This window comes from Streptomyces sp. NPDC039465 (assembly GCF_055639315.1).
In genome coordinates this window covers 237,922-250,688 of record NZ_JBVKAP010000005.1, presented here as the reverse complement: position 1 = coordinate 250,688, position 12,767 = coordinate 237,922, and the positions used below count along the sequence as shown (strand labels likewise).

Below are 12,767 nucleotides of genomic sequence, written 5' to 3'. Positions count from 1 at the left end.
CTCCACCATGCACCACACCACTGACAACCGGCCCGCCGTGCTGCTCGTGATGGGCCCGGACATCGCCGACCGCCTGTTCACCGACGCCCACCGGGCCCGTCTGGCCACGCTGGCCCGTACCGACCCGGAGCTCGTCGCCCACGACCTCGACTCGCCCGCGCTCGCACCCGCCCTCGCCACGGCCGACGCGCTGCTCACCTGCTGGGGCGCGCCCCCGCTGACCGCCGAGGTCCTCGACCGGGCGCCCCGGCTACGGGCCGTGATCCACGCGGCCGGCTCCGTCAAACACCACATCACCGACGCCTGCTGGCGGCGCGGCCTCACGGTCACCTCCGCCGCAGCCGCCAACGCCCTGCCGGTCGCCGAGTACACGCTCGCCACGATCTTGCTGGCCGGCAAACGGGTCCTGCCCGCCGCCCACCGCTACCGCGAACTGCGCACCGGCCACGACTGGCGCCGCGAACTGGACGACGCCGGCAACTACGGCCGTACGGTCGGCATCGTGGGCGCGTCCCGGATCGGCCGCCGCGTCATCGAACTGCTGCGCCCGTTCGACCTGACGGTCCTGCTCCACGACCCGTACGTCACCGCCGCCGAGGCCGAGACGCTCGGCGTCCACCTCGCCTCCCTCGACACCCTGTGCGCCCGCAGCTCGGTGGTCTCGGTGCACGCGCCCCAACTCCCGGCCACATACCGCATGATCGGCCCCCGCCAACTGGACCTCATGCGCCCGGGCACCACCCTCATCAACACCTCCCGCGGCTCCCTCCTCGACGAACCCGCGCTCCTCCCCCACCTCACCTCGGGCCGCCTCCACGCGGTCCTGGACGTCACGGACCCGGAACTCCCACCGGCCGACTCGCCGCTGTACGACCTGCCGAACGTGCTGCTGACGCCGCATGTGGCGGGGTCGCTGGGGAACGAGCTGCACCGGATGGCGGACTGGGCGCTGGACGAGCTGGAGCGGTTCGGGAGGGGGGAGGGGTTCGCGGATCCGGTCAGGGCGTCAGATCTGACGCGCTCGGCGTAGGGCGGCGACGACCAGGGGAACCGTGCCCGGTTCGGCCCGGAGCAGCTCCGGCAGGGCGTTGACCCACCAGCTCACCATCATGGCCCGGCCCAGGAACACCCGCGCGTCGGCCGGTTCGGCGTGGGACGCCACGGCCGCGTAGGCGCGCCCGGCGGCGTCCTCGTCACTCGCGTGGATCAAGAACAGAGCCACGCGTTCGGCCTCGTCGAACCGGCCCGCGGCAGCGAGCTCGCCGGCCAGCCAGGCCAGCCGGTCCGGCGCTTCGTGGACCGGGGAACACCCCACGACAACCTTCCTCGCCTCCTCCCAGTCGCCGACCGCCGCGAAGGCCGCCGCGACGGCGGGCACCTCCTCGGGCGCGCACGGCGCCGCGAGGAGCCGGTCGAGGGCGTCGGCGACGACCGGATCGTCGACGCCGTACGCCCCGCCCGCGACCAGCGCCGGGACCAGCGCCGCGGCCACACGCCGGTCCGTGCGCGGCAGCTCACCGGCCTCGTCCCGGGCCTCCCCGAGCACCTCGTCCGCCTCCTCGTCCCGGCCCCCGGCCCGCAAGGCCAAGGCGACGGCCGCCAGTCCCGAAACGCGCCCGTGGACATCGGCGCAGGCGCGGACCAGGCGCCTCGCCCGTACGAACTCCCCCGCCTCGACGAGCAGCTCGGCGACACCGGTGCGCACCCTCGGCTCGTGCTCGGATGTGGTGGCCTGCCCGACCAGCGCCTCCGCGCGAGCCGGCTCCCCCGCCCGTACGTATCCCTCCGCCAGGGCCAGCGCCGCGCTCGGCCAGGGGTCCTGCCCCGCACAGAGATCCAGCAGCCCGGCGGCCCGTTCGACCTGCCCCGCGGCGGTCAGCACCCGGATCCAGCAGTGCGCGTCCCAGGCTGTGGGCGACCAGGTGCGACGCCGCTCGGGCGGGCCGTAGGCGTCCTCCATCAGCGCCATGGCGTCCTCGGTGTGCCCGGCGTCGGCGAGGGCCTCGGACACCGACTCCACATCGTCCACACCCACCGGGGACAGCTCGGACCGGGCCACGGACTCGGCATGCGTCAGCACCTCGTGCGCACGGCCCTCCTGCCCCGCTTCTCCCAGAGCACGGCCGATCGTGATCAGCGTATGGATCCGCAGGTCGATGTCGTCGAGCCGGTCCGCGAGAGCGAACGCGGTGTCGAAGTCGCCGGCCTGCGCATGTCCCTCAGCCACACACGCGCGCCCAGCCCCTTGGGCGCGCGTTCCGGTCAGCAAGTCGGCCAGGGCTTCGCCCCGCTCCCGCTCGCCCCCCGCGACCAGCAGTCCGGCGAGTTCTGCCAGCGCGTACTCCTGGGTGTTCTCACGCAATTCCGCCCAGATCAGCCGTACCGCCCGGTCCGGGTCGCCGGCCCGCGCGATGCTCAAGGCGATGGCCTCCCACGCCCTCTCCCTCAGATGCCGTTCGGTGAGGAGAGGCACGAGCAGCGCGGCCCGGTCCGGTTCGCCCGCCTCGGCAAGGGTCGTCGCGGCCTCCACCGGATCGGCCGTCTCCGCGGCGGCCGCCTGCGCCTCGTCGAACAGTTCCCGGGCCCGCGCGGGCGACTCCGGGCGCAGCGTCTCGGCGACCCCGGCCAGGACCACCGCCCTCAGCTCGGGTTCGACCTCACGCGCCAGCTTCACCGCCTCGTCCCGGTGCCCCTTGCCCGCCATGTCACGCGCGATCTCGTACATCACCCGCGCGTGCGCCTCACGGGAACGCAGTCCGCGGCGCGCCGTCAGCGCCCACACGTACTCCCCGGCGCGCGCCACAGTCGTACCGATCGTGACCAGGCCCTCCTCGCGCAGCCCCGGCCCGCCCGCCCTCCGTACGTGCTCCTCCGTCTCCCGGAGCAGCGCGAAGGCCCGCTCGTGCGCGCCGTGCCGGACAAGCTCATCGGCGACTCCGATCAGCGCCAGGTGGCGCTCGGACAAGAGAAACAGGCTGCGTGCCAGCGCCTCGGCCCGGGCCGTCCGTCCGAGCGCCGCCCAGGCCACGGGGAGGGCACCGGGCACGGCTCCGTTGCGGTGACGGAGTTCCTCCCGCTTCATGGCGAGCCGGAGCAGGAGCCGCAGGTCGGTCGCTCCGCGCGCGATGGCGCATTCGCCGGTGTCCCGCAGCTGGCCCAGAGCCATCGCGTCCCCGCCCGTCGCCTCCAGCAGCCGGTCGTGCCGTACGGCGTCCAGTGCGCACGCCGTCATCCGCTCCAGATCGCCGTCCGACCGCAGCAACGAGAAATAGCCGCGCAGCAGATACTCCGGCGTGGCCTGCGGCCAGCCCCGCTCGCGCCAGTCCGCCGCCCAGGTGTGCAGCCTGCCCCGGAAGCGGGCGAGCTCCCGCGCGCCGAGCATCTCCCGTGCCTGGACCTGGAGTTCCTCGTGCGCCAGCAGGTAGGCCTCGCCCCGGGTGGCGAAGGTGCGGCCCGGGCCGGTGCGCAGGATGTCGCGTACGTGGTACGGCACCGCGTCCGTCAGTTCCGCCAGGTCGTCCGCCGTCAGGCCGCCGCCCGCGGCCGCGAGCAGGGCCAGCAGGTCGTACTCCAGACCGCCGGCCCCGAGCAGCCGTTTGAGTTCGCGTTCGGCCTCGGCGCGGATCGCGTGGGCGTACGGGGACGGCTCCAGGATCCGGACCGCTTCGGGGGCGCGAAGCGGGTGGTCGCGCGGGACGTCGCCGGGCAGGGGCGGGTTCAGGCGGCCGGCCACCACGGTCCGTAACGCCGTGGGGAGCAGGCTCGCGATCGAGTGCGCGTCCGGGCCCGTCGTCACGCCCCGGTCCTCGTCCAGGCCGTCGACCAGCAGGACCAGCCGTTCGCCGCGGCGCGCGCAGGCCTGGGCCGCCTCCCCGTACAGGCGGAGCAGATGGGCCTCGCGGGTGGCGGCGGTGAGCAGTGCCGGGAGGCCCTCGCCGACGATTTCGGCGAGCTGTTCCAGGACGACGTCGACGAAGGCGACGACGTCGTTCTGCATGCCCAGGCGCGCCGTGATGAAGAACGGCACCACCCGCACGCCCTTCGGCGGGTGCAGGGCGAACCACGCCATCAGGGCCGTCTTGCCCGCCCACGCCCCGGCTCGCCACCAGGCGTACGACGGGCCCGAGTCGGCCAGACAGAAGGCCGCGAGCTCCGCCAACTCGCGCTCGCGTCCGATCAGTTCGGGCGGGGCGATGCGGCGGACCTGTTCCCCGTACGCCGAGCGGACCCGTGGCGGGCCCAGGGTCAGGTGGTTGTGGTCGCCGGTGACGACGACGCCCGCGTCCCGGCCCACCGCGACCGACTGTCTCCCCCGTGCCTGCTGCATGGCGCCATGATGCCAAGGCCCCGGAAGAGTGCGCGGCCTAAAATGGACGTATCCCACCCGGTCCGGGAGGCGTCATGAAATTCGCACAAATAATCGATTGCAAGACGCATCACTTCGACGACCTGAACCAGCTCATGGACAAGTGGGTCGCCCAGACGAAGGGCAAGCGGACCGCCACCCACAGCCTGGTGGCCAAGGACCGTTCCGACGCCTCCCACGTCGTGGAGATCGTCGAATTCCCGTCGTACGAAGAGGCGATGAAGAACTCCCAGCTCCCCGAGACGGACCGCATCTTCCGGGAGATGGTCGCGCTCTGCGACGAGGAGCCGACCTTCACGGACCTCGACGTCGTACGGGACGAGCAGCTGCTCAAGACCACGGCCCAGCGGTTCTTCGAGCTGGCCGGCACGAGGGGCGAGCTTCCCCCGCTCGACGAGGTCTTCGCGGAGAACTACCACGACCACGACCCGACCAACCCCCAGGACGTCATCGGTATGGACGCCATCCGCCGTGAGGTCGAGATGTGGCGCGGCGGGTTCGACTTCGAGTTCACCGTCGAGGACCAGATCGCCGAGGGCGACCGGGTCTGCACGCGCTGGACCTGGAACGGCCTGCACAAGGGCGAATTCATGGGGGTCGAGTCCACCGGCAAGAAGGCCTCCATGACCGGCGTCGTCATCCACCGCTTCACCGTGGACGGCAAGATCATCGAGGGCTGGTGGCAGTACGATCTGCTCGGGCTCATGGAGCAGCTCGGCGCGGTTGAAGCGTGAACGAAGCCTGCCGACGCCTGGCGGAGCCTGCCGAAGCCTGAAACGAAGCGGCCCCCGTCCCCACAACAGGGGACGGGGGCCGCTCAGAGCTCAGAGCTCAGAGCTCACAGAGAGCGTCAGTGCGAGTGACCGTGGCCGTGGCCGTGGCCCGCGTCCGCCGACTCCTCTTCCTTCTTCTCGACGACCAGGGTCTCGGTCGTGAGCAGCAGGGAGGCGATCGACGCGGCGTTCTCCAGCGCGGAGCGCGTGACCTTGACCGGGTCGATGACGCCGGCCTTCACCAGGTCGCCGTACTCGCCGGTCGCGGCGTTGAAGCCGTTGCCCTTCTCCAGCTCCGCCACCTTGGAGGTGATGACGTAGCCCTCGAGGCCGGCGTTCTCGGCGATCCAGCGCAGCGGCTCGACGGCGGCGCGGCGGACGACGGCGACACCGGTGGCCTCGTCGCCCTCCTTGCCGAGGTTGCCCTCGAGCACCTTGACGGCGTGGACCAGGGCGGAGCCACCACCGGAGACGATGCCCTCCTCGACCGCGGCGCGGGTCGCGGAGATGGCGTCCTCCAGACGGTGCTTCTTCTCCTTCAGCTCCACCTCGGTGGCGGCGCCGACCTTGATCACGCACACGCCGCCGGCCAGCTTCGCGAGGCGCTCCTGGAGCTTCTCGCGGTCCCAGTCGGAGTCGGTGGACTCGATCTCGGCCTTGATCTGGTTGACGCGGCCCTGCACGTCCGCGGAGTTGCCGCCACCGTCGACGATGGTGGTGTCGTCCTTGGTGATGGTCACGCGGCGGGCGGTGCCCAGCACGTCCAGACCGGCCTGGTCGAGCTTGAGGCCGACCTCCTCGGCGATGACGGTGGCACCGGTGAGGGTGGCCATGTCGCCGAGCATCGCCTTGCGGCGGTCGCCGAAGCCCGGGGCCTTGACGGCCACGGCGTTGAACGTGCCACGGATCTTGTTGACGACCAGGGTCGACAGGGCCTCGCCCTCGACGTCCTCGGCGATGATCAGCAGCGGCTTGCTGGAGCCGGCCTGGATGACCTTCTCCAGGAGCGGCAGCAGGTCCTGGATCGAGGAGATCTTGCCCTGGTGGATCAGGATGTACGGGTCGTCGAGGACGGCCTCCATACGCTCCTGGTCGGTCACCATGTACGGCGAGAGGTAGCCCTTGTCGAAGGCCATGCCCTCGGTGAAGTCGAGCTCCAGGCCGAAGGTGTTGGACTCCTCGACGGTGATGACACCGTCCTTGCCGACCTTGTCCATCGCCTCGGCAATGAGCTCGCCGACCTGCTGGTCCTGCGCGGAGAGCGCGGCCACAGCGGCGATGTCGGCCTTGTCCTCGATGGGACGGGCGGTCGCCAGAAGCTCGTCGGAGACGGCCTTGACCGCCGCGTCGATGCCCTTCTTCAGGGCGGCCGGGGAGGCGCCGGCGGCGACGTTGCGCAGACCCTCGCGGACCAGCGCCTGGGCGAGCACGGTGGCGGTGGTGGTGCCGTCACCCGCGATGTCGTTGGTCTTGGTCGCCACCTCCTTCACCAGCTGGGCGCCGAGGTTCTCGTACGGGTCCTCGATCTCGACCTCACGGGCGATCGTGACACCGTCGTTGGTGATGGTGGGAGCGCCGAACTTCTTGTCGATGACGACGTTGCGGCCCTTGGGGCCGATCGTCACCTTGACCGTGTCGGCAAGCTTGTTGACGCCGCGCTCGAGGGCGCGACGGGCGTCCTCGTCGAACTTCAGAATCTTCGCCATGGGAGCGTTTCAGTCCTCTTCTGATACGAACAGCGCCCCGGGCGCCCGGATATGAGTCAGGGAGCCAGGGGCGCAGTTCAAAGCATCTGCTTCGGGTGAATTACTTCTCGACGATCGCGAGCACGTCGCGAGCCGAGAGGACGAGGTACTCCTCGCCGTTGTACTTCACCTCGGTGCCGCCGTACTTGCTGTACAGCACGATGTCGCCGGTCTTGACGTCGAGCGGCAGGCGCTCGCCGTTCTCGAAGCGGCCCGGGCCCACGGCCAGGACGACGCCCTCCTGGGGCTTCTCCTTGGCGGTGTCCGGGATGACCAGGCCAGAGGCGGTGGTCTGCTCGGCGTCGAGCGGCTGGACCACAATGCGGTCCTCGAGCGGCTTGATGGCAACCTTGGAGCTGGTGGTCGTCACGATCCGACCTCCCCCTTCGGAGATCACGGGGTTGACTGTCTGAGGTGGCGACCAGGTGGATCCGTCGTCGCGGGTGCCGGACCTGCCCGTCGCTGTGTTGGCACTCTCCAGTGGGGAGTGCCAGAGCCGAGACTATGACCGCGATTAGCACTCGGTCAAGCGGAGTGCCAATTCACCACCCGCGAGCCGTCGCGGCCAACCCCAAGGAACCGTCTTCTCAGACGTAGTCCTCCAGCCTGGCCACGGCGTACCCCTTCGCCGTGACGGTCTTCATCACCTGGCGGATCATGTCCGGCATCGTGCCCTTCCAGTCCTCTCGGCCCCGGAAATGCGTGAGGATGATGTCGCCGGGGTGCAGGTCGCGGTCCCACTCGCGCCATTCCATCCGGTCCGGGAACGCCTCGGCCGCCCACAGCGGCACGGCCTTGATCCCGCAGGACTTGGCGGCGCGCAGGGTGGCCTCGTTGTAGTTGCCGTACGGCGGCCGGAAGAGGGGCGGCCGCGTGCCGTACCGCTTCTCGATCTTGTCCTGCTGCCCGCAGATCTCCCGTTCCTGCTGCTTGTACGAGAGCGCGGGCATGTAGCGGTGGTTGAGCGTGTGGTTGTGCAGCGCGACCCCGGCGTCCCCCATCCTCTTGAAATAGCCGTAGTCCTCCTTGATCAGGTAGTCGCTGAGGAAGGCGCTGTAGGGGATCTGCAGCTCGGACATCATCCGCAGCAGCGCGGGGTCCTTCTCCGCGCCGTCGTCGATCGTCAGGAAGACGACCTTCTCCTTGGTCGGCACGGTGGTGAAGACGGGCGGCAGGCCCTCGCCGGCGGTCTCGAAGCCCTTGCGGGTGGTGATGGTCGGCTTGACGGCGGGCGGCGGGGGCGCGGTCAGCGGGGTTTTGGTGAGGCCCCACTTCTTGGCGGCGAGCGCGCGGGCGGCCTGCGCGCGCCGGGTCCGCTCGACATACGCGGCCAGGGCTCCGGCCGCGCCGCGCGCCTGCTGGGGCTGACCGGCGGCGGGCGTCGCGGGCCCGGCCGCACCGGCGCCCGGGGCCCCCTCCTCGGTGGAGTCGGCGCAGGCCGCGCCGAGGGCGGCGATCAGCGCGGCGGCGAGGGCCACCCGGACCCGCCGCCCCCGACGCGCATGCGGATTTCGTACGGGAATACAACCCTCTGCACCGTTTTGTCGTACTAGCTGCATGGGGTCGCATCCTGTCAGCGCCGAACGCCGGAAGAACGCCGACACCGCCGCCGTACAGCGCACCATCCCCCGCCTGGCCCACAATGGGCCGCGTGACCGATCTTGCCGCCTTCCACGCCCTGCTCACGCCCGAGGGCCAGACCCTGCTGGCCGTCCTGCGGGACTACGACCCCGCGCAGGAGCTGGCCGTCGCCTCCCGGCTGCGCCGCGAGCACCCGGCCGAGCTGGTCACGGCGGCGCTCGGGCAGGCCCGGCTGCGGCAGCGCGCGGTGGCGAAGTTCGGCGCCGAGGACGCGTACCGCATGTACTTCACGCCCCATGGCGTCGAGCAGTCGACCCGGGCGACGGTCGGCACGTACCGCGCCGCGCGCTTCAAGGAGCTCGGTGTGCGCGGGGTCGCGGATCTGTGCGGCGGCATCGGCGGCGACGCCCTCGCCCTGGCCCGGGCCGGGATCTCCGTCCTCGCGGTGGACCGGGACCCGCTGACCGCCGAGGTGGCCCGGGCGAACGCCGAGGCGCTCGGTCTCGCCGAGCTGATCGAGGTGCGCTGCGCGGATGTGACGGAGATCGACACCGCGCCGTACGACGCCGTCTTCGTGGACCCGGCGCGGCGCGGCGGACGCGGCCGGATCTTCGACCCGGAGGCGTACTCACCCCCGCTCTCCTGGGCCATCGGGGCCGCTCGCACCGCCCCGCACGCCGCCCTGAAGATCGCCCCCGGTGTGCCGCACGAGGCGGTCCCGGACGACGCCGAGGCGGAGTGGATCTCGGACGGCGGGGACGTGAAGGAGGCGGTGCTGTGGTTCGGCACCCGCCCAGGCGGCCGGCGCGCCACCCTCCTGCCGTCCGGCGCGAGCCTGGTGGGCCGCGGCCTGCCCGATCCCGCGGTCCGGTCCGTGGGCCGCCACCTCTACGAGCCGGACGGCGCCGTCATCCGCGCCCATCTGGTCGCCGAGGTGGCCGAGGAACTCGACGCCGGGCTGATCGACGAGACCATCGCCTACATCACCGCCGACGAGCTGCGCCCGACGCCCTACGCCACCGCCTACGAGATCACCGACGAGCTCCCCTTCAACCTCAAGCGGCTCAAGGCACTGCTGCGCGAGCGCGAGGTCGGCCATCTCACCGTGAAGAAGCGCGGCTCGGCGGTCGAACCGGAGGAGCTGCGCCGCAAGGTGAAGCCGAAGGGCCCGAACGCCGCCACCGTCTTCCTGACCCGGGTGGCCGGGGCGCCGACGATGCTGATCGGACGGCCTGCCCAGCCATGACGCTGCACCCCGAAGGCATACTCACCAGCGGGCCACTCGCACATCTCGTGGGGCTCGCGGCGGCCGGCGCGGACCCCCTGGAGTGGGAGGTGCTGCGCTACCGGCGGGTGGTCCGGACGGAGTACTGGGACGCGCACTGGCGCCATCCCGCCCAGCCGCTCGCCTCCCAGCTCGACTATCTGGCCGAGACGTTCACGGAGGACTTCTTCGCGAGCTGCCCTCAGAGTGCCCGGCGGGCCTGGACGGCGGCCGCGGCCCCCAAGTCCGTGCCCGCGTTCATGACCGAACTGGCCATGCTGCTGCGGCTGGCCGACCGCGAGGACGCGTCGTACGAGGAGGTGCCGCTTGCCCAGTGGGAGGTTCGGGCCCGCTTCCCGCTCCTGCTCGACCTCGACACCTGGGCGTACGACGGTGAGTACGCCTCCTACGAGGAGAGTGTGCGGGCGTTCGTCGACAACGAGCACCCCTTCTGCGACGGGGAGGTGGTGCCCCGCCTCACCCAGGCCACCGACGCCCTGACCCTCTGCGGCCGCTCGCCCGCCTTCGCCGCCGCCTTCCGTACGTACGCGCCCGCCGCCGATCCGGCCACCCTCGCCGCCCTCGCGCGGGTGACCTTCACCCATCTGTCGGAGCACCATGTCTGAGCTGCCGTACACGGTCCTCAAGGACGACCCGTTCCCCGAACTGTTCGCGGGCCCCAGTCAGGTGGTGACCAGCGCCGACGGGGAGTGGATCGCGGTCTCGTCGCTGAACCACCGGGCCAGCAGGGTGGCCGTGTACCGCGCCGCCGACCTCTCCTGCGCTCATCTGCTGACGTTCACGAAGGACGCCGAGTCGATCGCCTTCCACCCCACGCTTCCGCTGCTCGCCGTCGGGCTCGACAACTACGACGAGTACGACCGCGAGGGCGGGCTCACGCTGCTCGAACCGGCCACCGGGCACCGCGTCGACTTCGACGACCCCCGGTGGGGCATCGACCCGGTCCGCTGGGTCGACGACCGCACGCTCGAACTCGACCTCTTCGCCATCGACTCCCGCACCTACCCCGGCGAGCATCTGACGGGCCGGTACGTCATCGAGCGCGACGACTGGCTCGGGCTCACACCCGACTCCCTCGACCTCACCACCCTCGACGTGCTCCCGTACGCCGAGCCGCCCGAGGCCCCCTGGGAGGACCCGAAGGACACCCTGCGGCTGCTCGCCGAGCGCTTCGGCAGGACCTACGACGGCCCGGGCGGCGTCACGGACGTCGCCGGACTGAGCGACGGGCGCACCCTCGCCACCCGCGCCGGCGCCCTGGTCGAGTGCTGGTCCGCCGAGGGCACCCTGCTCTGGTCGGCGCCCGCGCCCACGGGGCAGAGGGGCCGGCGCCTCCACGTCTCGTCCGACGAGCGCACCGTACGGATCCTGGTCCCCGGCGAGGACCACCGCTTCCGCACGGACATCGTGAACGTCTCGCTCACCGACGGAACCGTCCTCGGCAGCGTCTCGGTGCCGTTCGCGGCCGCCCTCGCCGTCCGGACGACCGACGGGGCCTTCGCCGTCCGCGACACCTTCGACCGGAGCATCGACGCCCCGGACCCCGAGGGCCCCAACACCCGCGTCTACCGCGCCGACGGCACGTACACCGGAGGGTTCGACGCCGTGCGGTACGCCGTGAGTCTCGTCGACGTACGGCGCTGCCCGCTGCTGCTCTGCGCGGCCGGGGCGGGCCTGGCGTCCCTGGCGCCGGACGGGTCCCTCACCCAGCACTTCGCGCTCGACGGGCTGTTCCCCTGGCGCGGGGTATACGTCGAGGACGGCGCCGGCCCCGGCCTCGTCCTGGCGGTCCAGCACAACCACACCGGCCACGCGCTGGTCCGCCGGGCCTTCCCCGGCGGGGAGGTCCTGTGGACGCACCCGCTGGACGCTCAGCCGGTCGGTGTGGACGCCCACGACGGCGTCGTCCACATGGTCGGCACGGCCGGGGAGCTGCTCTCCCTGGACGCGGTCGACGGCCAGGTCCAGGGCCGCCGCCCGGTGCCGCCGTACCACGCGTCCTGTCTGAGTGTGGCGCCCGACGGTACAGTCCTGGTCGGGACGGTGTCCGGGCCGGTCCTCCGGTACCGCGCGACGAGGGGGCGTCAGACGTAGTCCTCCAGGCGGGCCACGGTGAAGCCCTGCTCCTGGATGTGGCGGAGCATGTTGGCGGTCATCTCGGTCATCGTCGTCCCCTTGAGCTCGGACGGGCCGCGGAAGTGGGCCAGGATGATGTCGCCGGGGTGCAGCTTCTTGTCGCCGCGCTGGTACTGCATGTTCGTGATCTGCATGGACTCGCGCCACAGCACGATCGCCTCGACGCCGCACCGGCCGGCGGCGGCGCGGGTGTCCTCGTTCCAGTTGCCGTACGGCGGGCGCATGAGGCGCGGGGTGGTGCCGTACTCCTTGGCCAGCTTGGTCTGCTGCCCGCAGATCTCGCGCTGCTGGGCGGCGGCGCCGAGGGTGCGCAGATTGGGGTGGCTCAGGGTGTGGTTGGCGACGCCGTTGCCGAGCTGCTGGAGTGGCTTGAAGTAGCCGTAGTCGGGGCGTATCGCCGAGTCGGTGAGGAACATCGTCACCGGGATCTTCAGCTCGCGCATCATCTCGACGAACTTCGGGTCCTTCTCGGCCCCGTCGTCGATGGTGATGAAGACGACCTTGTCCTTGGTGGGTATGTCGCTGATCACCGGGACCGGGCCGGCGCCGCCTGTCCTGACCGGCTTGGTCTTCGGCGGGGCGGGCGGTGCGGCCAGCGGCTTGAGGCCCCACTTGCGGTACGCGGCCGCGGTGTCCGGCGCCGATTCGGGGGCCTTGCCCCCGGCGGCGGGCGCCGAGGCCGAGGTCGAGGCCGACGGGGTGGGTGCCGCGCCCACCGGGTCCACCGAGCCCTGGAGCCCGACCGAGCAGCCCGTCATGACCAGGGCGGCGGCGAGCGCCGCCCCCACGTACCGCTTGCGCACCTGTGAAACCCGCCGTCCGAACGCCTGAACCCATCCTGCGGAGAGGAGGACGGCTCATTCGAACGCGTGGTTGCCTGC

The 12,767-nt window shown here is 71.7% G+C and carries 10 protein-coding genes; 5 read left to right on the top strand and 5 right to left on the bottom strand.

Annotation, left to right across the window (positions count from 1 at the left end):
- Positions 1–7: 7 nt before the first annotated feature.
- Entirely contained in the window at positions 8–1,030 is a 1,023-nt protein-coding gene (locus ACZ7LT_RS19155; RefSeq protein WP_471237208.1) for a hydroxyacid dehydrogenase, read from the top strand.
- Here ACZ7LT_RS19155 and ACZ7LT_RS19150 read toward each other — a convergent pair.
- On the bottom strand, positions 1,007–4,327 hold the full coding sequence (locus ACZ7LT_RS19150; protein WP_471237207.1) for a tetratricopeptide repeat protein: 3,321 nt from the start codon (positions 4,325–4,327) through the stop codon (positions 1,007–1,009). The two genes, ACZ7LT_RS19155 and ACZ7LT_RS19150, sit on opposite strands and share 24 nt — an antisense overlap.
- Before the next feature lie 74 nt (positions 4,328–4,401).
- On the opposite strand from ACZ7LT_RS19150, the gene ACZ7LT_RS19145 reads away from it, so the two are divergent.
- Positions 4,402–5,100, top strand: coding sequence for an ester cyclase (locus tag ACZ7LT_RS19145; RefSeq protein ID WP_471237206.1), 699 nt, complete (start codon positions 4,402–4,404; stop codon positions 5,098–5,100).
- A gap of 116 nt (positions 5,101–5,216) precedes the next feature.
- On the opposite strand, the gene groL is transcribed toward ACZ7LT_RS19145, so the two are convergent.
- The 3 genes from groL to ACZ7LT_RS19130 all read right to left on the bottom strand — a co-directional run bounded on the left by groL (position 5,217) and on the right by ACZ7LT_RS19130 (position 8,443).
- Complete coding sequence (groL, locus tag ACZ7LT_RS19140) at positions 5,217–6,845, bottom strand: chaperonin GroEL (protein WP_471237205.1); 1,629 nt, start codon at positions 6,843–6,845, stop codon at positions 5,217–5,219.
- A 100-nt stretch (positions 6,846–6,945) separates the two neighbouring features.
- Positions 6,946–7,254, bottom strand: coding sequence for a co-chaperone GroES (gene groES, locus ACZ7LT_RS19135; protein WP_017239619.1), 309 nt, complete (start codon positions 7,252–7,254; stop codon positions 6,946–6,948).
- A 217-nt stretch (positions 7,255–7,471) separates the two neighbouring features.
- On the bottom strand, positions 7,472–8,443 hold the full coding sequence (locus ACZ7LT_RS19130; protein ID WP_471237204.1) for a polysaccharide deacetylase family protein: 972 nt from the start codon (positions 8,441–8,443) through the stop codon (positions 7,472–7,474).
- Between the two features lie 83 nt (positions 8,444–8,526).
- On the opposite strand from ACZ7LT_RS19130, the gene ACZ7LT_RS19125 reads away from it, so the two are divergent.
- The 3 genes from ACZ7LT_RS19125 to ACZ7LT_RS19115 are packed head-to-tail and all read left to right on the top strand — an operon-like array spanning position 8,527 to position 11,844.
- Complete coding sequence (locus tag ACZ7LT_RS19125) at positions 8,527–9,711, top strand: THUMP-like domain-containing protein (RefSeq protein WP_471237203.1); 1,185 nt, start codon at positions 8,527–8,529, stop codon at positions 9,709–9,711.
- Positions 9,708–10,355, top strand: a complete 648-nt coding sequence (locus ACZ7LT_RS19120; protein ID WP_471237202.1) for a hypothetical protein — start codon at positions 9,708–9,710, stop codon at positions 10,353–10,355. The genes ACZ7LT_RS19125 and ACZ7LT_RS19120 overlap by 4 nt, the downstream gene beginning before the upstream one ends.
- Entirely contained in the window at positions 10,348–11,844 is a 1,497-nt protein-coding gene (locus ACZ7LT_RS19115) for a hypothetical protein (protein WP_471237201.1), read from the top strand. Before ACZ7LT_RS19120 ends, ACZ7LT_RS19115 begins: the two co-directional genes overlap by 8 nt.
- Here ACZ7LT_RS19115 and ACZ7LT_RS19110 read toward each other — a convergent pair.
- Positions 11,835–12,689, bottom strand: coding sequence for a polysaccharide deacetylase family protein (locus tag ACZ7LT_RS19110; protein WP_471237200.1), 855 nt, complete (start codon positions 12,687–12,689; stop codon positions 11,835–11,837). The genes ACZ7LT_RS19115 and ACZ7LT_RS19110 overlap by 10 nt on opposite strands.
- Positions 12,690–12,767 lie beyond the last annotated feature (78 nt).

Bases quoted from the DNA above. Each gene is read 5' to 3' on its own strand.
- ACZ7LT_RS19130 (WP_471237204.1), bottom strand. From the start codon at position 8,443: ATGCAGCTAGTACGACAAAACGGTGCAGAGGGTTGTATTCCCGTACGA.
- ACZ7LT_RS19125 (WP_471237203.1), top strand. From the start codon at position 8,527: ATGGGCCGCGTGACCGATCTTGCCGCCTTCCACGCCCTGCTCACGCCC.
- ACZ7LT_RS19115 (WP_471237201.1), top strand. From the start codon at position 10,348: ATGTCTGAGCTGCCGTACACGGTCCTCAAGGACGACCCGTTCCCCGAA.
- ACZ7LT_RS19120 (WP_471237202.1), top strand. From the start codon at position 9,708: ATGACGCTGCACCCCGAAGGCATACTCACCAGCGGGCCACTCGCACAT.
- ACZ7LT_RS19155 (WP_471237208.1), top strand. From the start codon at position 8: ATGCACCACACCACTGACAACCGGCCCGCCGTGCTGCTCGTGATGGGC.
- ACZ7LT_RS19150 (WP_471237207.1), bottom strand. From the start codon at position 4,327: ATGCAGCAGGCACGGGGGAGACAGTCGGTCGCGGTGGGCCGGGACGCG.
- groL (WP_471237205.1), bottom strand. From the start codon at position 6,845: ATGGCGAAGATTCTGAAGTTCGACGAGGACGCCCGTCGCGCCCTCGAG.
- ACZ7LT_RS19145 (WP_471237206.1), top strand. From the start codon at position 4,402: ATGAAATTCGCACAAATAATCGATTGCAAGACGCATCACTTCGACGAC.